Source organism: Streptomyces gardneri, from assembly GCF_006539185.1.
GTDB classification, from domain to species: domain Bacteria; phylum Actinomycetota; class Actinomycetes; order Streptomycetales; family Streptomycetaceae; genus Streptomyces; species Streptomyces gardneri.
Genome location: NZ_BJMN01000051.1, coordinates 1 through 20,723, shown reverse-complemented (window position 1 = coordinate 20,723; position 20,723 = coordinate 1). Strand labels below are relative to the sequence as shown.

General features: G+C 74.3%; 19 protein-coding genes and 1 other RNA gene. 15 read left to right on the top strand and 5 right to left on the bottom strand.

Annotated features, from left to right (window positions below; all coding sequences use genetic code 11):
• Positions 1-36 precede the first annotated feature (36 nt).
• Complete coding sequence (locus SGA01_RS32985) at positions 37-870, top strand: GNAT family N-acetyltransferase (protein ID WP_141301213.1); 834 nt, start codon at positions 37-39, stop codon at positions 868-870.
• Here SGA01_RS32985 and eda read toward each other — a convergent pair.
• Positions 851-1,519 carry a bifunctional 4-hydroxy-2-oxoglutarate aldolase/2-dehydro-3-deoxy-phosphogluconate aldolase gene (gene eda / locus SGA01_RS32980; RefSeq protein ID WP_141301211.1) on the bottom strand — a complete coding sequence of 223 codons (669 nt, stop codon included), beginning with the start codon at positions 1,517-1,519 and terminating at the stop codon, positions 851-853. The two genes, SGA01_RS32985 and eda, sit on opposite strands and share 20 nt — an antisense overlap.
• 67 nt (positions 1,520-1,586) lie before the next feature.
• A complete protein-coding gene (gene yaaA, locus SGA01_RS32975; protein WP_141301209.1) occupies positions 1,587-2,354 on the bottom strand; it encodes a peroxide stress protein YaaA in 768 nt (255 codons plus the stop codon).
• A 95-nt stretch (positions 2,355-2,449) separates the two neighbouring features.
• Between yaaA and SGA01_RS32970 the strand changes: the two genes are divergently transcribed.
• Positions 2,450-3,892, top strand: a complete 1,443-nt coding sequence (locus SGA01_RS32970) for an RNB domain-containing ribonuclease (RefSeq protein ID WP_141301207.1) — start codon at positions 2,450-2,452, stop codon at positions 3,890-3,892.
• Here SGA01_RS32970 and SGA01_RS32965 read toward each other — a convergent pair.
• Together SGA01_RS32965 and SGA01_RS32960 are read right to left on the bottom strand one after the other, a co-directional pair.
• A complete protein-coding gene (locus SGA01_RS32965) occupies positions 3,837-4,685 on the bottom strand; it encodes a hypothetical protein (protein WP_141301206.1) in 849 nt (282 codons plus the stop codon). The genes SGA01_RS32970 and SGA01_RS32965 overlap by 56 nt on opposite strands.
• On the bottom strand, positions 4,682-5,443 hold the full coding sequence (locus SGA01_RS32960) for a MerR family transcriptional regulator (RefSeq protein ID WP_141301204.1): 762 nt from the start codon (positions 5,441-5,443) through the stop codon (positions 4,682-4,684). The genes SGA01_RS32965 and SGA01_RS32960 overlap by 4 nt, the downstream gene beginning before the upstream one ends.
• Positions 5,444-5,521: 78 nt before the next feature.
• On the opposite strand from SGA01_RS32960, the gene rnpB reads away from it, so the two are divergent.
• Positions 5,522-5,920: RNase P RNA component class A (gene rnpB / locus SGA01_RS32955), an RNA gene on the top strand.
• An 85-nt stretch (positions 5,921-6,005) separates the two neighbouring features.
• Here rnpB and SGA01_RS32950 read toward each other — a convergent pair.
• Positions 6,006-7,163 carry a serine hydrolase domain-containing protein gene (locus SGA01_RS32950; RefSeq protein ID WP_371866245.1) on the bottom strand — a complete coding sequence of 386 codons (1,158 nt, stop codon included), beginning with the start codon at positions 7,161-7,163 and terminating at the stop codon, positions 6,006-6,008.
• Between the two features lie 169 nt (positions 7,164-7,332).
• Here SGA01_RS32950 and SGA01_RS32945 point away from each other — a divergent pair, with 169 nt between their 5' ends.
• From SGA01_RS32945 to SGA01_RS32885, 12 genes are all read left to right on the top strand, one after another.
• Positions 7,333-8,610 carry a sensor histidine kinase gene (locus SGA01_RS32945; RefSeq protein ID WP_141301202.1) on the top strand — a complete coding sequence of 426 codons (1,278 nt, stop codon included), beginning with the start codon at positions 7,333-7,335 and terminating at the stop codon, positions 8,608-8,610.
• Positions 8,607-9,281: a response regulator gene (locus tag SGA01_RS32940; protein WP_141301200.1), complete on the top strand. Its 675-nt coding sequence runs from the start codon at positions 8,607-8,609 to the stop codon at positions 9,279-9,281. Before SGA01_RS32945 ends, SGA01_RS32940 begins: the two co-directional genes overlap by 4 nt.
• A gap of 149 nt (positions 9,282-9,430) precedes the next feature.
• Positions 9,431-10,924: a DHA2 family efflux MFS transporter permease subunit gene (locus SGA01_RS32935; protein ID WP_141301197.1), complete on the top strand. Its 1,494-nt coding sequence runs from the start codon at positions 9,431-9,433 to the stop codon at positions 10,922-10,924.
• Between the two features lie 45 nt (positions 10,925-10,969).
• A complete protein-coding gene (locus SGA01_RS32930) occupies positions 10,970-12,094 on the top strand; it encodes a ketoacyl-ACP synthase III family protein (RefSeq protein ID WP_141301195.1) in 1,125 nt (374 codons plus the stop codon).
• A 64-nt stretch (positions 12,095-12,158) separates the two neighbouring features.
• Positions 12,159-13,427 (top strand): beta-ketoacyl-[acyl-carrier-protein] synthase family protein, encoded by a 1,269-nt coding sequence (locus tag SGA01_RS32925; protein WP_229917567.1) that lies wholly within the window; start codon positions 12,159-12,161, stop codon positions 13,425-13,427.
• Positions 13,424-14,641 (top strand): ketosynthase chain-length factor, encoded by a 1,218-nt coding sequence (locus SGA01_RS32920; RefSeq protein WP_141301191.1) that lies wholly within the window; start codon positions 13,424-13,426, stop codon positions 14,639-14,641. The genes SGA01_RS32925 and SGA01_RS32920 overlap by 4 nt, the downstream gene beginning before the upstream one ends.
• Positions 14,638-15,843, top strand: coding sequence for an acyltransferase domain-containing protein (locus tag SGA01_RS32915; protein WP_141301189.1), 1,206 nt, complete (start codon positions 14,638-14,640; stop codon positions 15,841-15,843). Before SGA01_RS32920 ends, SGA01_RS32915 begins: the two co-directional genes overlap by 4 nt.
• The gene (gene fabG, locus SGA01_RS32910) at positions 15,816-16,610 is read left to right on the top strand and encodes a 3-oxoacyl-ACP reductase FabG (protein WP_055643856.1); all 795 of its coding nucleotides are present in this window, start codon (positions 15,816-15,818) and stop codon (positions 16,608-16,610) included. The genes SGA01_RS32915 and fabG overlap by 28 nt, the downstream gene beginning before the upstream one ends.
• Positions 16,611-16,729: 119 nt before the next feature.
• On the top strand, positions 16,730-17,719 hold the full coding sequence (locus SGA01_RS32900; protein WP_229917569.1) for an aromatase/cyclase: 990 nt from the start codon (positions 16,730-16,732) through the stop codon (positions 17,717-17,719).
• Between the two features lie 4 nt (positions 17,720-17,723).
• A complete protein-coding gene (locus tag SGA01_RS32895) occupies positions 17,724-19,499 on the top strand; it encodes an acyl-CoA dehydrogenase family protein (RefSeq protein WP_141301187.1) in 1,776 nt (591 codons plus the stop codon).
• Positions 19,500-19,642: 143 nt separating this feature from the next.
• Positions 19,643-20,296, top strand: a complete 654-nt coding sequence (locus tag SGA01_RS32890) for a 4'-phosphopantetheinyl transferase family protein (protein WP_141301185.1) — start codon at positions 19,643-19,645, stop codon at positions 20,294-20,296.
• Positions 20,297-20,395: 99 nt separating this feature from the next.
• Positions 20,396-20,659 (top strand): acyl carrier protein, encoded by a 264-nt coding sequence (locus tag SGA01_RS32885; RefSeq protein WP_055643859.1) that lies wholly within the window; start codon positions 20,396-20,398, stop codon positions 20,657-20,659.
• Positions 20,660-20,723 lie beyond the last annotated feature (64 nt).

The window sequence follows — 20,723 nt, the reverse complement described above, 5'->3', positions numbered from 1 at the left end:
GGACCTCCGGCCCCCGGCGTACCACCATCACCGTTCATGACCTGGTACTTCACCGAGGACGTCGACACCTTCCGCACCGCCGCGGGCGGCCTGCTCGCCGCCGAGGCGGCCCGTAACACCGCCGTGCTCACGATGATGGACTCGGCCGGACGGCTCGGCTGGTGGGCCGAGCCCGACGGCCGGGTCACCGGGGTGCTCGCGGTGTCCCCGCCGCGCGAGCCCTCCCTCGGGGCCGTGACGGTGGAGGCGGCCCGCGCCCTCGTCCTTCCCGAGGTCTTCCCCGAGGGCGAGGAGCCGACGACCGTACGGGGGGAGACGGCGGCCGTCGAGGCCTTCGCGGAGGCGTTCGCCGGGGCCACGGGCCGCCCTTGGCGGACCACCGTCCGGATGCGGCTCTTCCGGCTCGGCGAACTCACCCCGCCGGACCCCGCCCCGGCCGGCCGCGCCCGCGTCGCCACGGAGGCCGACATCCCGTTCACCGCCGCCTGGGCACGCGATTTCGCCCGTGACGTCGGCGAGGACGTCACGGGCCAGGACTACACCGGGCACGTCACGGACCGGATCACCGACGGCCGGCTCCTCCTCTGGGAGGCAACCGACGGGCGCCCCGTGTCGATGGCGTCCGTCTCGCGCACCATCGAGGGCCAGGCCCGCGTCCACCTCGTCTACACTCCGCCCGCCGAGCGCGGTCGCGGCTACGCGGCCGGTGCCGTCGAGGCCGTCAGCAGGGCCGCCCTCGACGGCGGAGCCGCGCACGTCCTCCTCTTCACGGACCTCGCCAACCCCACCAGCAACGCCCTCTATCAGCGGCTCGGCTACCGCCCGGTGACCGACCACCTGACGGTCGAGTTCACCGCTCCCGCAGACTGACGGGGGCTCCGGCGGGGGCCCTGAGCGCCGCCGCGCCGCGCGCCAGGGCCTCGATCCGGGCCCAGTCGCGGGCCGCGAGGGCGTCGGGCGGCAGCATCCACGTACCGCCGACGCAGCCGACGTTCGGGAGGGCCAGGTAGGCGGGGGCGGAGGCGAGGGAGACGCCGCCCGTCGGGCAGAAGCGGGCCTGCGGGAGCGGGCCGGCGAGGGACTTCAGGTACGGGACCCCGCCCGCCGCCTCCGCCGGGAAGAACTTCATGTCCCGCACCCCGCGTTCGAGCAGCGTCACGACCTCCGAGGCCGTCGAGACGCCCGGGAGGAAGGGCACGCCCGACTCCCGCATCGCACCGAGGAGCCGGTCGGTCCACCCGGGGCTCACCAGGAACCGGGCCCCGGCGCCGACCGCTTCCGCGACGCCGGCGGCGGAGACGACCGTCCCCGCGCCGACGACCGCCTCCGGCACCTCGGCGGCGACTGCCCGGACGGCGTCGAGCGCGGCGGGGGTGCGGAGGGTGACCTCGATCAGCGGGAGCCCGCCGGCGACGAGGGCGCGGGCCAGCGGGACGGCGTCGGCGGCCTCCTCGATCACCACGACGGGGACGACGGGGACTCCGCGGGCTTCCGGGGCAAGGCCGAACACACTCGTCATGGGCCTCATCGTGCCCATGCCGAGCGTGACACGCAACGAGCGTTGCGCAGGGTGCAACGGGAAGGAGTCAGTGGATCTCGTCCACCAGCACGTCAAGCGCCCCCGCCTTGCCGCCCTCCTCCACCACGTACCCCAGATCCCGCAGGGCCGCGGTCAGCTCCTCCGGCGAACCCGGCTCCGCGCCCGCCTCCAGGAGGCTCCGCACGATCCGGCCCTTCGTCGCCTTGTTGAAGTGGCTGACGACCTTCCGGGTCGGCGCGTGCAGCACCCGCACGGTCGCCGTCCGCGCCGCCACCTCGCCCTTCGGCTTCCACGCCGACGCGTACGCCGACGAACGCAGGTCCAGGACGAGCCCGTCCCCGGCCGCCTCCGGCAGCACGGACGCCATCGCGCCCCGCCAGTGCGCGCCCAGCGCGCCGAGCCCCGGCAGCTTGACCCCCATCGAGCAGCGGTACGACGGAATCCGGTCCGTCACCTTCACCGCGCCCCACAGCCCCGAGAACACGAGCAGGGAACGCCCCGCGCGCTTCGAGGCCGCCGTGTCCAGCGTCGCCAGACCCAGCGCGTCGTACAGGACCCCCGTGTAGACCTCGCCCGCCGGGCGCGCGCCCGCCGTCCGCAGCTCGACGTTCTTCGCGACCTCGCCGCGCAGCCCCTCGCTCAGCCCGAGGACCTCGCGCGCCTTCTCCTCGTCGGCGGCGCACAGCTCGACCAGCTCGTCCAGGACCGCGGCCCGCGCCTCGGCGAGCCCCGGCAGGGACAGCGACTCCGGCTTGAGCGGCGCCCCGCGCCCCGAGGAGGCCTTGCCTTCGGAGGGCGGCAACAGCACGAGCACGGTGGTTCTCCTTCGTACGTTCGGGGCCGGGAGTGCGGTCCCGGCTGTCCAGCGTACAAAGTGCCGGGCCCCGCCCCTGGTCATAGGCTCGGTCCATGCCACGCCGCCACATCCACGTGACCGGCGCAGCCGAGGCTCCGCTGCGGGCCGCCCTGCGCGCACTCCGTACCGAGCTCGCGATCCCCGAGGCCTTCCCGCCGGCCGTGCTCGCCGAGGCCGAGGCCGCCGCGAAGAACCCCCGGCTCCCCGCGTACGACGCCACCGACCTGCCGTTCCTCACGATCGACCCGCCGACCTCCACCGACCTCGACCAGGCCATGCACCTGGCCAGGCGGGCCGACGGCGGCTACCGGGTCCACTACGCCATCGCCGACGTCGCCGCCTTCGTCGCACCCGGCTCCGCGCTCGACGCCGAGGCCCACCGCCGGGTCCTCACCCTCTACTTCCCCGACGGCAAGGTCCCCCTCCATCCCCCCGTCCTCTCCGAGGGCGCCGCCAGCCTCCTCCCCGGCGAACCCCGCCCCGCGCTGCTCTGGCGCATCGACCTCGACGCCGAAGGGCGCAGGGTCGCCACCGACGTCCGCCGCGCCCTCGTCCGCAGCCGCGCCAAACTCGACTACGCGGACGTGCAGCGGCGGATCGACTCCGGCACCGCCGAGGAACCCCTCGCACTCCTCCGCGAGATCGGACGGCTCCGCGAGGCCCTCGAAGCCGAGCGCGGCGGGATCTCCCTCACCGTCCCCGAGCAGGAGATCGTCGAGAGCGACCACACGTACTCCCTCGCCTACCGGGCGCCGCTCCCCGCCGAAGGCTGGAACGCCCAGATCTCCCTGCTCACCGGCATGGCCGCCGCCGACCTCATGACCGCCGCCGGCACCGGCGTCCTGCGCACCCTGCCCACGGCCCCCGACGGCGCCGTCGCCCGGCTGCGCCGCTCCGCGCGGGCCCTCGGCGTCGACTGGCCGCACCACGTCTCGTACGCGGACGTCGTCCGCTCCGCCGACCCCACGAACCCGCGCCATGCCGCCTTCCTCCAGGAGTGCACCACCCTCCTGCGCGGCGCCGGGTACACGGTCTTCACCGACGGCCACATCCCCACCCCGGCGGTGCACGCCGCCGTCGCCGACGAGTACACGCACTGCACCGCGCCGCTGCGGCGGCTCGTCGACCGGTACGCGGGCGAGCTGTGCGTGGCGGCGGTGGCGGGGAACGAACCGCCCGAGTGGGTCAGGGCCGCGCTGCCCGGACTCCCCGACGAGATGGCGGCGGGCACGCGCCGCGCCAACACCGTCGAGCGCGAGAGCGTCGACATCGTCGAGGCGGCGCTCCTGAAGGAGCGGGTCGGCGAGGTCTTCGACGCGTACGTGATCGACGTGAAGGAACGCGAACCGGCCGTCGGCACCGTCCACCTGGAGGACCCGGCGGTCGTCGCCCGGATCGCCGGCGGCACCTCCCACCTGCCGCTGGGGGAGTGGCTGCGGGTCAGGCTCGCGGAGGCCGACCCGGGCTCGGCGAAGGTGCTGTTCGCGCCCGTGTGAGCGCGTCGGCCAGCGCCTTCGGGTCGTCGGCGTGGACGCGGACGATCCGTACGGGCCGGGGCGCGCCGAGCAGCCGGGGCGCGTCGACCGGTTCGGTCAGCTCGATCGTGAGGGAGGTCTGCGAGCCGACGGCGAGGTTGAGCTCGCCGTCGGTCTTCTCGTGCGAGAACAGCGACTCGCGGCGGACGGACGCGATCAGATCGAGCGGTACGCGCACGTCGACGTGCGCGGCCTGGCGCAGCCGCAGGGCGTCGCCGGTCAGGACGTGCGGCCGGGTCACGGAGGCGGCGTGCAGGCCCAGCACGAAGAGCACGGTGTAGACGTCGAGGACGAGGACGACGGCGTGGACGGCGGGCCAGTCGGCGAGCAGGTACGACATGCCGACCGACTCGACGAGACAGACGAAGGCGAAGCCGTAGAAGAGCGCGGCCTGGTCACGGGCGTGCGGGAAGACCCCGACCGCGCCGCCGACCCCGTGCGGCCGCCGCGCGACCCATCGCACCAGGCTCGTCATCAGCCGCAGCTCGTGCCCGACGAGCCGCAGCACGGGCTCGGGCACGAGCTCCGCCACGGCCTCCCGGACGGAGAGCCCGCGCCGCCGCAGCCGGCGGAAGACGAGACCCTCGGCGACGAGGAGCGCCACGACCGCGAGCTCGGCGACGGCGAGGACGGCCCCGGGTATCCGCACCCCGGCGACGAGACACACGGCGAGGACGACCTCGGCGGGCAGCGCGGTGTACGCGACGAGCCGCAGGCCCCGGACGACGGCGGCTTCTCCGCCGCGCCGGGTCATCGCTCTCCCTCCCGTCGCTCCCGTTGCCTGTCCTGGGCGAGGCGAAGGGCGAGGCGGACGGCGGCGGACTGGGCGGGGGCGAGGTCGCCGAAGAAGGCGTCCGCGAGGCCGCCCGCCCCCGCGGCGGGCAGCTCCCAGCCCACCTCGTCGGGCAGGACATCGGCGAGCACCCGGGCGGCCTCGGCCACACGGGGGTCGTCGGGCTCCGCCCCGGCGAGGGCGTCGAGCCGCTCGTACACCTCGTGCGCGTACTCCGCCGTCCCGTGGAGCAGGCCGATCAGCTTGGCCCGGTCCTCCTCCGGGACGACGGTGTCGAGGAGGGCGAGGATCTCGCGGTCCTTCGCCGCCATGGGCGAGTCGGAGACCGGTCCGAGCCCCGCGAGGAGCTCGCCGAGCTCCTCCGACACGGGCCCCTCGGCGGGCAGCAGCCCCTCCCGCGCCCGGCCGAGCAGCGCACCGAGCCGCTCCCGCCGCTCCCGGATGACCGCCTCCTGCCGCGCGAGATCCTCCTCCAGCTCCCGGAGCACCTCCACGAGCCCCCGCCCCTCGTCGTCCGCGAGCACACCCCGCACCTCGTCGAGCCCGAGCCCCAGCTCGGTCAGCCGCCGGATCCGCGCGAGCAGCACGGCGTCCCGGATCCCGTACTCCCGGTACCCGTTGGCCCGCCGCGGAGGCTCGGGCAACAGCCCGGACTGGTGGTAGTGCCGCACGGCCCGCGGGGTGACCCCGACGAGCGCGGCGATCTCGCCGATACGCATGCGATCAGTAGAAACCCTGACGCTGCGGCAAGGTCAAGCGTGCTCCGTCGTGGCGGGTAGCATGGTCGGCACGGCAGACGAGCCGGGCGGGCGGCCGCGTGAAGATCCTCGGATCTTCCCGAGGAACGTCCGGGCTCCACAGAGCAGGGTGGTGGCTAACGGCCACCCGGGGTGACCCGCGGGACAGTGCCACAGAAAACAGACCGCCGGGGACTTCGGTCCTCGGTAAGGGTGAAACGGTGGTGTAAGAGACCACCAGCGCCTGAGGTGACTCAGGCGGCTAGGTAAACCCCACTCGGAGCAAGGTCAAGAGGGGACACCTCGGTGTCCCTGCGCGGATGTTCGAGGGCTGCTCGCCCGAGTCCGCGGGTAGACCGCAGGAGGCCGGTGGCAACGCCGGTCCTAGATGGATGGCCGTCGCCCCGACGACCGCGAGGTCCCGGGGCACAGAACCCGGCGTACAGCCCGACTCGTCTGTCGGCCCATACGCGAAGGGCCCCTGACCAGGCAGCAGCCTGGTCAGGGGCCCTTCGCGTATGCCGGCCACCGGCGCGAGGCGTGGTCAGCGGCGGCAGAGGGCCGTGTCCACGACGGTTTCGACGCGCCTCGTACCCGAGATGTCGGCCGGGATGCTCGTCACCGCGATGTTCGCGGCGTAGCCGTCGTCGGTGGCTCCGCCGCGGGTCTCGTATCCCACGATGTCGCCGCCGTGGCCCCAGTAGACGCCGCCGCACGACAGCTTCCTGCTCATGAGACCCAGGCCGTAGTGGGCGCCGGTGTCGCCGACCGGGACGGTGGTGCGCATCTGGGCGAGCTGGGCGGCCGGGAGGAGGTCGCCGTCGAGGAGCGCGGTGAAGAAGCGGTTGAGGTCGGAGTTGGTGGAGATCATCTGGCCCGCCGCCCAGCCGGCCGACGGGTCGATCTCGGTGTACTCGCGCAGCTCGCCCGTCGGCATCACGCGGTAGCCCTTCGGGTGGGGTTCCCTGATGGTCCTGTCGCCGGGGGCGGGGAAGTAGGTGTGGCGCAGCCCGAGGTGCCGGACGACGCGCCGGTCGATCTCCTCGGCGAGGGGGCGGCCGGTGACCTTCTGGACGATGAGGCCGGCCAGGACGTAGTTCGTGTTGCTGTAGCTCCACTTCGTCCCGGGCCGGAACTCGGACTTTTCCTTGAGGGCGATGTCGACGAGGTCGCGCGGCTCGAAGTACCGGTGCGCGATCTCGTCGTCGCTGATGTGCCCCCCGTACTCGGGAAGCCCGCTGGTGTGCTGCAGGAGCTGACGGACGGTGATGCGGCGGCCGTCGTTGCCCTTCCCGCGTACGAGGCCGGGGAGATAGGTGTCGACGGAGGCGTCGAGGGCGATCTTCCCCTCGCCGACGAGTTGCAGCACGACGACCGCGACGAACGTCTTGGTGTTGCTGCCCATGCGCACCTGGCCGTCCCTCGGCACCTTCGCACCGGTGGCCAGGTCGCCGACGCCCGCGGTGTAGGTACGGGCGCGGCCGTCAGGGCCCTGGACGGTCGCCAGCGCTGCGGGTTGGCCGTCGCGCACCAGTTCGTTCAGGCCCTGCTGGACGGTGTCCGGCCGGGCGGCGGCGGATGCCGTGGGCGGAGTCACGGCGCCCGTGGTCATCAAGGCGACGGCCACCGCGGCCGCGGCCGCCAGCACTCCGCGGCGCCGCTTCGTGGAGGTGGGGGGCCCGTGCCAGGTCTGCTCACGCATGAGTCAACTCCAGGGAAATCGTGGGGTGCTGTCGGATGAGCCGCCCGTCGACCGGGCAGGGCACGATCATGGATTCCCGGGCTCCGGCGCGCATCGCGGGAAAGCGGGAGAACGTGCTCCCCCGATCGGGGGAGGCCGCGCGTGAGCCGCCCGTACATACTGGCCGATCATGATCAAGGGACTGCGGCCGCTGCTGAGCCGCTCCACGTACTCGGGTGCGCTGTTCGCCTACGGCGCCGTCCTGGCGAGCCTTCCCCTGCTGTCCTTCGCGCTGGTGCCGGCGCTGGCGTGGCGCTCCGCTCCCGAGGGCGTGCAGATCGTCGTGGTCCTGCTCGTCTGGGCGGCACTGATCGGCCTGGTCGGTCTCGCGCGCACCACGCGGCGGGTGCTGGTCGTGTCCGCCCGCCGGCTGCTGAGGGTGTCGTTGCCCGAGCCCGTCGCCGTACGTACGCCCACGAGCCGGCCCGGCGACGGGCCGGCCGCCGCTGTGGCGTCCCACGTCGACCGCTGGCGGACTCCCCTCTGGCTGCTGCTGCACGTGACGCTCGGATGGACGGGAGCTTTGGCGAGCGGCGTGCTGCTCTTCGCGGGCCTGACTCTCCCGGGGGGTTGGCTCGACGCCGAGTTGGGGCTGAGCCTGTTCGGCCGGACGGTACGGGTGGATGGCGGCTGGCAGAGCTGGGCGGTCGCGCTCGGCTGTCTGCTGCTCGCGGCGAGCGTGTGCGTGGTGGTGACGAAGGCCCTGCGCTGGTCGGCGCCCCGGCTGCTCGGGCCGTCCGCGGCAGAGCGGCTCGCGCTGGCGGCCGAGCGGGAACTGCAGCTGGCCGAACGCAACCGACTGGCCCACGAACTGCACGACTCGATCGGGCACACCCTCACCACGACCACGATCCAGGCGGCGGTGGCGGGCGAGATGCTCTCCGCCGACCCGGAGGCGGCGCGGGCCGCGCTGCGCAGCATCGAGGAGTCGTCCCGGGCCGCGCTGGAGGACCTGGACTACGTGCTCGGCGTCCTGCGCGCACGAGAGGCCGAGACGGCGCCGACCCGCACCCTGGCCGATCTGCCCGAGCTGCTCGACCGGTTGCGGCACGCGGGCGCGGTGGTGGAGCTGGAGCTGTCGGGGGACCCGGCGCAGGTGCGGGGGACGCTCTCCCGCGCGGCCTACCGGATCCTGCAGGAGGGGCTGACGAACGCGATGCGGCACGGAGCGGGCGGTCCGATCGAGGTCCGCGTGGCGGCCGCGCCGGACCGTCTTGAGCTCGATGTGGTCAACCGGACCGGGGACGGGCCGCGTACGGGCAAGGGGCGAGCCTTCCCCACGTCCGGGCACGGCCTGCCCGGACTCACCGAGCGCGTGCGACTGCTGCACGGCGAGATCGATGCGGGCCCGGACGGGCCCCGGCACTGGCGGTTGACTGTCCGGCTCCCCGTACGGTTGTCGCCATGACCGGCACCGGCAGCACACCCGTCACCCTCCTGATCGCGGACGACGACGAGGTGACCCGCAGCGGTCTGCGCACCTTGCTCGCGGCACAGCCGGGGCTCGCGGTGGTCGGCGAGGCCGCCGACGGCGTCGAGGCGGTCGAAGAGGCCCGGCGGCTGCGTCCGGACGTGGTCCTGATGGACGTACGGATGCCGCGCCGCAACGGGATCGAGGCCACCCGGCACCTCCTCGCCGGGTCGGCCGAACCGCCGAAGGTCGTGGTGATCACCACCTTCGAGAACGACGACCACGTCACCGCCGCGCTCAGCGCGGGCGCCAGCGGGTTCGTGCTGAAGCGGCTTCCGGTCCGGCAGATCGCGGAGGCGGTGCGGGTGGTGGCGGCGGGCGAGGCGATCCTCTTCCCGACGACCCTGCGCCGGATGGTCGCACCCCGACCGCTGAACTCCGCCGAGGCCCTGCCGAGGGCGGCGCTGACGGGGCGGGAGGAGGAGGTGCTGCGGCTGATGGCCACCGGCCTGTCCAACCCGGAGATCGCGGAGTCGCTCACGGTGAGCCTGGAGACGGTGAAGACGCACGTCGGGAACGTGCTGACCAAGCTCGGCGCACAGAACAGGACCCACGCGGTGGTGATCGCGTACGAATCGGGCCTGGTGGTCCCGGGGTTCGCCGGCTGAGCCCCGGAACGCCGTAGGGACCCGCACCGGACCCGCCTCCGGACCACGCCCCGGCACGCTTCAGAAGTGCTCCAGCGGTGCGCTATCGCCCGGGGTGACCTTTCTTCACGGCAGCAGTCGACGTAGTGAAGAAGGAGAGGGTTCCCACGATGGCCTCCATCGACGTACCGCCCACAGGTTCCGGGGTGACATACGGCCATCCGGGACGGACCGCGGCCGTCGCCGCGGTGGCCGTGTTCATGGTGTCCCTGGACAACCTGGTCGTCACGACCGCGCTTCCCGTGCTCCGTGACAGCCTGCACGCGAGCCTCAGTGCCCTGGAGTGGACGGTCAACTCCTTCACCCTGGTCTTCGCCGTGCTGCTGCTGTCCGCCGCGGTCGTCGCCGACCGGTTCGGGCGCAAGCGGCTCTTCACCCTCGGCATCGCCGTCTTCACCGCCGGGTCCGTGATGTCCGCCCTCGCCCCCGGCATGGGTCTGCTCATCGCCGGGCGCGGTGTGCAGGGCATCGGCGCCGCGATCGTCCTGCCCCTCACGCTGACCCTCCTCTCGGCCGCGTACCCGCCGGAGAAGCGCGGAGCCGCGCTCGGCATCTGGGGCGCGGTCGGCGGCCTCGCGGTCGCGCTCGGGCCCGTCGTCGGCGGCGTCGTCATCAACTACCTGTCCTGGCAGTGGATCTTCTGGATCAACGTGCCGATCGGCATCGCCCTGCTCGCCCTCGCGCCCAGCTGGCTCGCCGAGAGCCACGGTGAGCGCAAGCCGCTCGACCTGGTCGGCACCGTCCTCGCCAGCGTCGGCATGCTCGGTCTCGTCTTCGGCCTCGTCGAGGGCAACGCGGCCGGCTGGACCAGCCTCCGGGTCCTCGCGAGCTTCGCGGTCGGTGTCCTCGCCTTCGTCGCCTTCCTGGTCTGGGAGAGCCGCACCCGGTACCCGATGATGCCGCTCTCGCTCTTCCGCAACCGCGGCTTCAACGCCATCAACGGCGTCTCGCTCCTCATGTACTTCGGCATGTTCGGCTCGATCTTCCTGGTCACCCAGTACGTGCAGACCGTCCAGGGCGCGTCTCCGCTCGGCGCCGGCGTCCGGCTGCTCGCCTGGACCGGCATGACGCTCATCGCCGCACCCATCGGCGGCATCCTCTCCGACAAGATCGGCGGCCGGCCGATCGTGATCGCCGGCATGGTCCTCCAGGCCGCGGGCCTCGCGCTCATCGCCGCCACGGTCACCGAGACCTCCGGCTTCCTGACCCTGCTCCCCGCCTTCGTCCTCAACGGCCTCGGCATGGGCCTGTACTTCGGACCCGCCGCCAACCTGGCGCTCGGCGCCGTACGCCGCGAGGAGGAGGGCATCGCCTCCGGCGTCAACAACACCATCCGGGAGCTCGGCGGTGTCTTCGGCGTGGCCGTCCTCGCCGCGGTCTTCGCCTCCTACGGCGGCTACACCGACCCGAGCACCTTCGTCGACGGCATGGTCACCGCCCTCTGGATCGGCGCGGCGGCCGTCGCCTGCGCCGCCGTCTGGTCGCTGTGGCTCGACGGCCGCAAGGACGACCCGACCACGGACGTCCAGGGCCTGAGCGAGGCCAAGACCTCCCGCCCCGGTGCGGAGCGTCCCGTCGAGGAGCCGGTGGGCGCGCGGGGCTGACCACCGCCCCCGTACGCAGCCCGAGCATCCCTCTGGAGGACCCAGTTGAGGTACGAACGCGACATCTTCATCGCCGGGGTCGGCAGCAGCGTCCCGGCCACCCGCCGGGTGCGCGACGCCGTCGCCGAAGGGCGGATCGACGAGCGCACCGCCCGGCAGATGCGGATGGACAGCGTCGCGGTGTCCGCGTCCGAGCCCGGACCGGTGCTCGCCGCCACGGCCGGCCGCCGGGCCATGGCCCACGCTGGGCTCGGTCCCGCGGACATCGACCTGCTGCTGCACGCCACCGTGCACTACCAGGGCCACGACCTGTGGCCGCCCGCCTCGTACATCCAGCGCGAGGTGCCGTGCGGCGACGGCCCCGCCCTGGAGGTGCGGCAGATGTCCAACGGCGGCATGGCCGCGCTCGACCTCGCCGCCGGATACCTCCTCGGCGGCGACAGCAGGTCGGCGGCGCTGCTCACGGCCGGAGACCGGTTCGGCGAACCGGCCTTCGACCGGTGGCGCTCGGACCCGGGCACCCTGTACGGCGACGCCGGGGCCGCGCTCGTGCTCTCCCGGCGCGCCGGGTTCGCCCGGCTGCTCAGCCTCGCCACCGTCGCCGACTCCGAGCTGGAGGGCATGCACCGGGGCGACGACCCGTTCGGCGCGGCGCCGTTCGCCCTGCACCCCGTCGTCGACATGGAACGCCACAAGCGGGCCTACGTCGGCGCGGCGGGCATGTCGTTCACCGTCGCCCGCGTCTCCGCCGGACAGCGCACCGCCCTCAAGCGGGCGCTCGCCGAGGCCGACGTGACCCTCGACCGGATCGACCGCTTCGTCCTGCCGAACCTGGGATGGCGCCGCCTGGACGCCGCCTTCTTCCAGCCCTTCGGCATCCCCGAGGAGCGCACCGTCTTCGACTGGGGCCGCACGGTGGGCCACCTCGGCGCCGCCGACCAGTTCGCGGCCCTCGCGCACCTCGCCGCCACCGGCGCGCTCCGGCCCGGCGAGCACGTCCTGCTCGCCGGCATCGGGGCCGGGTTCACCTGGTCCTGCGCCGTCGTCCGTGTCCTCGACACGCCGGCGGTGCCGCCCACGGCGCCCGTCGCCCCGCCCGAGTCGCCCGCCGTTTCCTGCGGTCCCGCCGCCCCGCCCGTATCCACCCATGTGGAAGGACAAGAGAAGTGATCCGAGTCGTACGCGTCGTACGAGGAGCCGCCGAGGCGCTCCGCAGCCGCGCGGGGGTGCGTCCGTGACCCGCAGAGTCGTCATCACCGGCATCGGGGCCGTCGCCCCGGGCGGCGTGGGCGTCAAGGCCTACTGGGAGCTGCTGACCGCAGGCCGCTCCGCCACCCGGACCATCACCCACTACGACGCCTCGCCGTTCCGCTCCCGGCTCGCCGCCGAGGTCGACTTCGACCCGCGCGCCGCCGGGCTCAGCCCCCAGGAGATCCGGCGCCTCGACCGGGCCGCCCAGTTCGCCGTCGTCAGCGCCCGGGAGGCGCTCGCCGACAGCGGCCTCGACCTCTCCGCCCACGACCCCGGCCGGATCGGCTCCACCCTCGGCAACGCCGTCGGCTGCACCACCAGCCTGGAGCGCGAGTACGTCGTCGTCAGCGACGGCGGCCGCAAGTGGGAGGTCGACCACGAGTACGCGGTCACCGACCTCTACCGCCACTTCGTGCCCAGCTCCATGGTGGCCGAGCTCGCCTGGCAGGCCGGCGCCGAAGGCCCCTCCGCCGTCGTCTCCACCGGCTGCACCTCCGGCCTCGACGCCCTCGGCCACGCGGCCGAACTCATCCGCGAGGGCAGCGCCGACGTGATGATCGCCGGCGCGACGGAGGCCCCGATCTCCCCGATCACCTCCGCCTGCTTCGACGCCATCCACGCCACCACCCCGCGCAACGACGAGCCCGGCACCGCCTCCCGGCCCTTCGATCTCACCCGCAACGGCCTGGTCCTCGGCGAGGGCGCCGCCGTCCTCGTCCTGGAGGAGCTGGAGAGCGCCCGGCGCCGGAACGCCCACATCTACGCCGAGATCGCGGGCTACGCCTCGCGCTGCAACGCGTACCACATGACCGGACTCAAGCCCGACGGACGGGAGATGGCCGAGGCCATCGACCGCGCCCTCGGCGAGGCCCGGATCTCCCCGGACGCCGTCGACTACGTCAACGCGCACGGCTCCAGCACCAAGATGAACGACCGCCACGAGACCGCCGCCTTCAAGCGGAGCCTCGGCGCCCACGCCTACGACGTGCCCGTCAGCTCCATCAAGTCGATGATCGGGCACTCGCTCGGCGCCATCGGCGCCCTGGAGATCGCGGCCTGCGCGCTCGCCATCGAGCACGACGTGGTCCCGCCCACCGCCAACCTCCACACCCCGGACCCCGACTGCGACCTGGACTACGTGCCGCTCACCGCGCGCGACCACCGCACCGATGTCGTCCTGAGCGTCGGCAGCGGCTTCGGCGGCTTCCAGACCGCGATGGTCCTGGCCAACCCCGACAGGAGGAACCCGTGACCGCGGTAGTGACCGGCATCGGCGTCACCGCGCCCAACGGCCTGGGCGTCGAGGCCTACTGGAAGGCCGCGCTCGACGGCAAGGGCGGCCTCGGCCCCCTCACCCGCTTCGACGCCACGCAGTACCCCACCCGGATCGCCGGCGAGGTCGACGGCTTCGACGCCGCCGAGCACCTGCCCAGCAGGCTGATCCCGCAGACCGACCACATGACGCGGCTCGCCCTGAAGGCCGCCGACGAGGCGCTCGCCGACGCGGCCGTCGACGCCGCCGCGCTCGACGAGTACGGCATGGGCGTCATCACCGGCGCCTCCGGCGGCGGCGTCGAGTTCGGCCACCGCGAGCTCCAGAACCTGTGGAGCAAGGGCAAGGAGTACGTCTCCGCCTACCAGTCCTTCGCCTGGTTCTACGCCGTCAACACCGGCCAGATATCCATCCGGCACGGACTGCGCGGCCCCAGCGGCGTCCTCGTCACCGACCAGGCCAGCGGCATCGACGCGCTCGGCCACGCCCGCCGCCAGCTGCGCCGCGGCACCGGGCTCGTCGTCTCCGGCGGCGTCGACGGCGCGCTCTGCCCGTGGGGCTGGGTCGCCCAGATAGCCACCGGCCAGTTGAGCCGGTTCGACGACCCCGAGCGCGCCTACCTGCCGTTCTCCGCCGAGGCGTCCGGCTACGTGCCCGGCGAGGGCGGGGCGCTCCTCGTCGTCGAGGAGGCCGAGGCGGCCCGCGCCCGCGGCGCCCACCAGGTGTACGGAGAGATCGCCGGATACGCGGCCACCCTCGACCCGAAGCCCGGCTCCGGACGGCCCCCCGGCCTGGAGCGGGCGATCCGCGCCGCCCTCGATGAGGCCGGGGCCGCCCCCGCCGACGTGGACGTCGTCTTCGCCGACGCCTCCGGCGTACCCGCCCAGGACCGGGCCGAGGCCGAGGCGCTCACCGCGGTGTTCGGCGCGCGCGGCGTGCCCGTGACCGCGCCGAAGGCCGGCACCGGCCGGCTCTTCGCCGGCGGCGGCTCCCTCGACACGGCGACCGCGCTGCTCGCCCTGCGCGACGGCGTGATCCCGCCGACCCCGTACGTCGACGCCCCCGACCCCTCGTACGGCCTCGACCTCGTCACCGGCACCGCCCGCGAGGCCCGGTTGCGCACGGCCCTCGTCGTCGCCCGCGGCCACGGCGGCTTCAACAGCGCCGTCGTCCTGCGCGGGAACGACCGGTGAACGGCGTGACGGCCACCCCCGCCGCGGCGCTCCCGGGCGACGCGGCGGGGGTGGCCGGCGGCCCCGCGCCCACCCCCGTCATCCTCATGCTCCCGGGGCAGGGCTCCCAGTTCGCCGGGATGGCCCACGGCCTCTACGGCACCGAAGCCGTCTTCACCCGGGTCGTCGACGAGGTCCTCGGGCTCCTCGGGGCCGAGGGGCGCCGGGTGCGCGACGACTGGCTCGCCGAGCGCCCGCTCGTCGACATCGACGACGTCACCCGCGCCCAGCCGCTGCTCTTCGCCCTCGACGTCGCCTACGGCACCCTCCTCGCCTCCTGGGGCGTCCGGCCCGTCGCGCTCGTCGGGCACAGCGCCGGCGAGTACGCGGCCGCCGTCCTCGCCGGGATCATGAAGCTGCCCGACGCGGTGGCCGCGCTCGACGCCCGCGTACGAGCGCTCGCCACCGCCCCGCGCGGCGGCATGGCCGCGGTGGCCGCCGCCCCGGCGATGCTCACGCCCTGGCTGACCTCGCAGGTCGTCGTCGGCGCGGTCAACGCGCCCTCCCAGGTGATGATCGCCGGACCCGAGCCCCACCTGTCCGCCGTCACCGACGCCCTGACCGCCGGGTCGGTGACCTGGATGCGGGCCAAGGCCACCACCGGCTTCCACAGCCCGTCCGTCGAGGCGGCCTGCGCGAGCACCCGGCCCGCGTACGAGCGGATCGCCTTCAAGGCGCCGAGGACCGTCGTGGTCTCCGGCTACACCACGCGTCCGCTCGCCGAACCGCAGCTGAGCGACCCGGGGTTCTGGGCGATGCAGCCCGCCAGGACCGTCCTCTTCGGCCCGGCGCTCAGCCACCTCCTCGACGGCGCGGGGCCCGTCGGCGGCGGCCCCTTCCTCCTCGTCGAGGCGGGCCCCGGACAGGGTCTTTCCATGCTCGCCCGCCGCCATCCCGCCGTCACCCGGAACGGATCGGCCGTCGTGCCCCTCTCCCCGGTACGGGCGGGTGCGCAGCTCGACGTCAAGCAACTGGCCACCGTGGCCGCGAAGTTGCGGGACCACGGACATCGGCTCGGGCACCGTGCCCCCGCCCCCGTGAATCCCGTTGCCCCTACGGCCGCCGTGAATTCCGTAGATCCCGTAGGCCCCGTGGGCCCCACCGACTCTTCCATGCGACAGCGAGAGGACCAGAGATGGACAGCAACAGCGGGCGCCGCGTAGCCCTCATCACCGGCGGCACCAGCGGGATCGGTCTCGCCTGTGCCGAGCTCCTCGCCGAGCAGGGGCACGCCGTCTTCGTCTGCTCCCGCAACGAGGACGACGTCCGCGCCGTCGTCGACAAGCTGCGGTCCGCCGGCCACGAGGCCGACGGCGTCCGCGCCGACGTCACCTCCAAGCAGGACGCCAAGGACGTCGTCCGGGCGGCCGTCGAGCGCTTCGGCCCCCTGCACGTCCTCGTCAACAACGCGGGCCGGGGCGGCGGCGGCATCACCGCCGAGCTCTCCGACGAGCTGTGGGAGGACGTCATCGAGACCAATCTCAACGCCGTCTTCCGCCTGACCCGCGAGGCGCTCACCACCGGCGGCATGCTGGAGCGCAAGGCCGGCCGGATCATCAGCATCGCCTCCACCGGCGGCAAGCAGGGCGTCGTCCTCGCCGCCCCGTACTCCGCCTCCAAGCACGGCGTCGTCGGCTTCTCCAAGGCCCTCGGCCTGGAGCTCGCCCAGGCCCGCGCCGGCATCACCGTCAACGCGGTCTGCCCCGGATACGTCGAGACGCCCATGGCGGGCCGGGTGCGCCAGGGGTACGCCGACCACTGGGGCACCACCGAGGAGCAGGTCCTGGAGAAGTTCCAGGCGAAGATCCCGCTCGGCCGCTACTCCACCCCGGAGGAGGTCGCGGGTCTCGTCGGCTACCTCGCCTCCGACACCGCCGCGTCGATCACCGCGCAGGCCCTCAACGTCTGCGGCGGCCTGGGCAACTACTGACCCGTACGCGGCCGGTGGCCGTCGCCGAACCGCCTCCGCCCGCCCGCCCGCAACCCTCCTCCCGGCGCCGCCCCTCCCGGCGGTGGCGCCGGGGCCTCGCCCCCGGAAGGAAGACCGCCTTGACCATCACCGACGCCCCGACCCTCACCGACGCCCCGACCGTCCACGTCACCCGGCACGAGACCGTCGTCGCAGCCCCGCCCGAGGAGGTCTACGCCCTGGTGGCGGACGTGACCCGGTGGCCCCAGGTCTTCGGGCCCACCGTGTACGCCGAGGTCACCCAGGACGACGGCACCGAACAGGCCCTGCGCATCTGGGCCTTCGCCAACGGCGAGGTCCGCTCCTGGGCCTCCCGGCGCACCCTGGACCGGACCGCGCGCACGATCGTCTTCCGCCAGGTCGTCTCCTCGGCGCCGGTCGCCGCGATGGGCGGCGAGTGGCGTGTGGAGGCCGACCAGTCCGGCGGCTGCCGGGTGGTCCTGCTGCACGACTACGCCGTCGTGGACGACGACCCCCAGGCCGCCGAGTGGGTGGCCAGGGCCGTCGAGACCAACAGCGTGAAGGAGCTCGACGCCCTGCGCGCGACCGCCGAGCAGGCCTCCGCCGCGGGTGGCGAGGGGGACGAACTGACCTTCACCTTCTGCGACAGCGAGCGGATCCAGGGCTCCGCCCGTGACGTGTACGCGTTCCTCGACCGGGCCGACCTGTGGCCCGAGCGGCTGCCGCACGTCGCCGCCACCCGCTTCACCGAGGAGGACGGGGGCGTCCAGGTCCTCGACATGGACACCCGCAGCCCCGACGGCTCCCTCCACAACACCCGTTCCGTCCGGGTCAGCTTCCCCGAGCGCGGACTGCTCGTGTACAAGCAGCTGAAGGTGCCGCCGGTCATGGCCGGCCACACCGGGCGCTGGACCGTCGTGCAGCACGGGGACGAGGTCACGGCCACCTCCTGGCACACCGTGACCCTGGACCCGGCCGGCGTCCGGCAGGCCCTCGGCGAGGCCGCGACGATCACCGAGGCCCGCGGCCTGGTGCGGCACGCCCTCGGCACGAACAGCTCCACCACGCTTCGGCACGCCAAGGCGTACGCCGAGGCCGCCCGGGCGTGACCCGATGGGCACGCTGGGCGGGGCCGGGCCGGCGGCCCCTGCCGGGGCGGCGACCCCGGCAGCCGGGCCCGCCGTCCCCGTCGGGGCGCGGATCGACGCCGTCGAGGCCGCGCTCGGCGATCCGCGCGACCCCGCCAACCCCGTCGGCTGGGCCGCGGTGCTCGCCGCCGACGAGGAGCGCGTCCCGCCCCCGGCGGGCGTCGCGCTCTACGACCGCCTCGGTCTGAACGCCGAGTTCGTGCCGGCCTCCCTCGGAGGCCGGCTGCGCGGCACCGACGAGCTCGGGCCCGTCCTGCGCGCCCTCTTCCGCCGCGACGCCGCACTGGGCGTGGGCAGCGCGCTGACCTCCTTCATGGCCGCCACCGCGGTCTGGGCCTTCGGCGACGACACCCAGCGGGCGAGGACCGCCGAGGTCCTGCTCGACGGGGGCCGCGCCACCATCGCGTACCACCGCTTCGCCCACGGCAACGACTTCGTCAGCGACGAACTGCGGGCCCGGCGAACCCCGGACGGCTATCTGCTCGACGGCCGCAAGCGGGCCGTCCACAACGCGCAGGACGCCCGGCTGGTCGTCGCCTTCGCCCGCACCGGCGAGGGCGAGGACGGTGACGGCGGCGGGCATTCGCTCTTCCTGCTCGGCGCCGCCGAGCTCACCGGCCCGCGGGTCCGCCGCGGCGAGACCCGCAGGGCCGCCGGCATGCGCGGACTGCGCGTCGGCAGCCTGGAGTTCACCGAGCGTCCGCTGTCCCGCACCGCGCTGCTCGGCAGCTGGGGCGGCGGCGTGCGCCACAGTCTCTCCGTCTTCCCGCTCATCCACGCGGCCGTGCCGTCCATGGTCATCGGGGTCTCCGACACCGCGCTGCGCACCGCGGCCCTGTACGCCGTGGAGCAGCGGCCCTTCAGCCGTCCGCTGCCCCAGGTCTCGTACGCGCGGACCGCCGTGGCCGGGGCCTTCGCCGACCTCCTGCTCGCCGACGCCCTCGCCCGCACGGCGGCCCGCGCCCTGCACCTGCTGCCGGGCGGCTCGCCGGTCCTGGCCGCCGCCGCCAAGTACCTGATCCCGGCGGGCGTCGAGGAGAACCTCAACGCCCTCTCCGTGATCCTGGGCGGCGCCTTCCACGCACGGGACGGCGCCTACGCCATCCTCCAGAAGCACGTACGGGACTTTCCCACGGTCACTTTCGGCCATGTGGGCAACGTTGTCTGCCAGACCGTCATGGCCCAGCACCTGGGCTGGATCGGCAGCGGCCGCTGGACCGGTGAGGCGCCGCCGCCCGCCGCGCTCTTCCGCCCGGGCCCCGTGCTGCCGCTGGACCCCGCCGTGTTCACCGCCGCCGACGGCCGGGACGGGCTCTGCGCCCTGCTGGCCGGAGCGCCGGGCGAGCCGCGGCTCGCGGGCGGCGATCCCGTGCTCCGGACCCTGCGGGCCCAGCTGAGGCTGCTCGCCGCCGAGACCGTCCGCCTCCAGGAGGCCTGCGACGGCCTCGGGAGGTTCGGGGCGGGCCGCCCCTACCCCTCCCGGGTGTTCCCGCTCACCGACCGGTACGCCCTGCTGCTCGCCGCCGCCGCCGGTTTCGGCGTCTGGCGGGAGAGCCGCGGCGAGGGCGGCGCCGCCGACCCCGGCTGGCTCGCCGTGGCCCTGCACCGGATCCTGCGCCGCCTCGGCCGGGCCGCCCCGCCACTGCCGCCCGGCGTCGAGGCCGACCTCTGCGAGGAGGTCCTGCTCCGGGCCGCCGAGGCCCGCAGTTACGACCTCGACGACCGGGTGCTCGCGGGATGAGCGCGACGAGCGACGGGGGGCCTGTAGCCGCACCCCTGCGCGTATCTGTGCCCGGGCCTGGACCCGTACCCCGGCATGTGCCCGGGCCTTGTGGCCCGTGGGCGCCGGTCGTCGGGGACCTGGCGCGGTGCGGAACGGCCGTCGTGTGGTCCCGGGTGGCGCCGTGGCACCCCTCCCTGACCGCCCCCGCGCGACTGCGGGCGCTGCTCGGCGACGACCGGGCGCGGTACGAGGCCAGGGACGGCGCCGACGCCGAGCGGTTCGCGGCCGGACGGCTGCTGCTCAAGTACGCGGCGGCGCAGGCCCTGCGGGCCGATCCGGCCGGCCTCGAACTGGCCTACGGACTCACCGGCCGCCCTCTCGTACGCGGCAGGCCCCGGGTCGCGCTGAGCCTCAGCCACACCGGTGACCTGCTCTGCGTCGCGGTCACCGTCGCCGGCGGCGTCGGCGTCGACGTGGAGAACGCGGGCCGGCGGCTGTACGGAACGGGCCTGGAGCCCCGGATGTGCGCCCCCTCCGAACGGGCCGCGCTCGCCCGGCTGCCCGAGGCGGACCGCGACGCCCGGCTGCTGCGGCTCTGGGTGCTCAAGGAGGCGTACACGAAAGCCCTGGCCCAGGGGCGGCTGCTGCCGTTCACGTCGTTCGGCTTCCGTCCGGACAGGGCCGGCGGAGGGGCCGCGCTGCTCCGGGCCGACGGCACACCCGTGGCCGACCCGGCCTGGCGGTTCACGACGCTGCCCCTGGACGGCAGCCACCTCGTGGGTCTCGCGGTGCGTGACACCCGGGAGCAGCAGTGATGCGGAGTGTTCAGATCCGCTCGATCGGTTGTCGAGGAAGACGGCCGAGAATCTTCTTGTAAGCGACTCAACAGAACTTGTAGGGAAGGGACTTCCACCATGGCCCGGCTGACGCTTGACACCCTCTTGCAGATCCTCCGTGAGTGCGCGGGCGAGGAGGAGGGCGTGGACCTGGGGGGCGACATCCTCGACACCCCGTTCGTGGAGCTCGGTTACGACTCGCTGGCCCTGCTCCAGGCGACCGGCCGTATCGAGCGGGACTTCGGGGTCGCCCTGCCCGACGACGTCGTGGCGGAGGCGGAGACGCCGGCCCTCCTCCTCGGCCTGGTCAACGGCGCGGAGGCCGTACCGGTCGCCGCCTGAGCACGACGGCACGACCGCAGGACAGCAGGGGCGGGGCCCGACCACCGGAAGGTGGCCGGGCCCC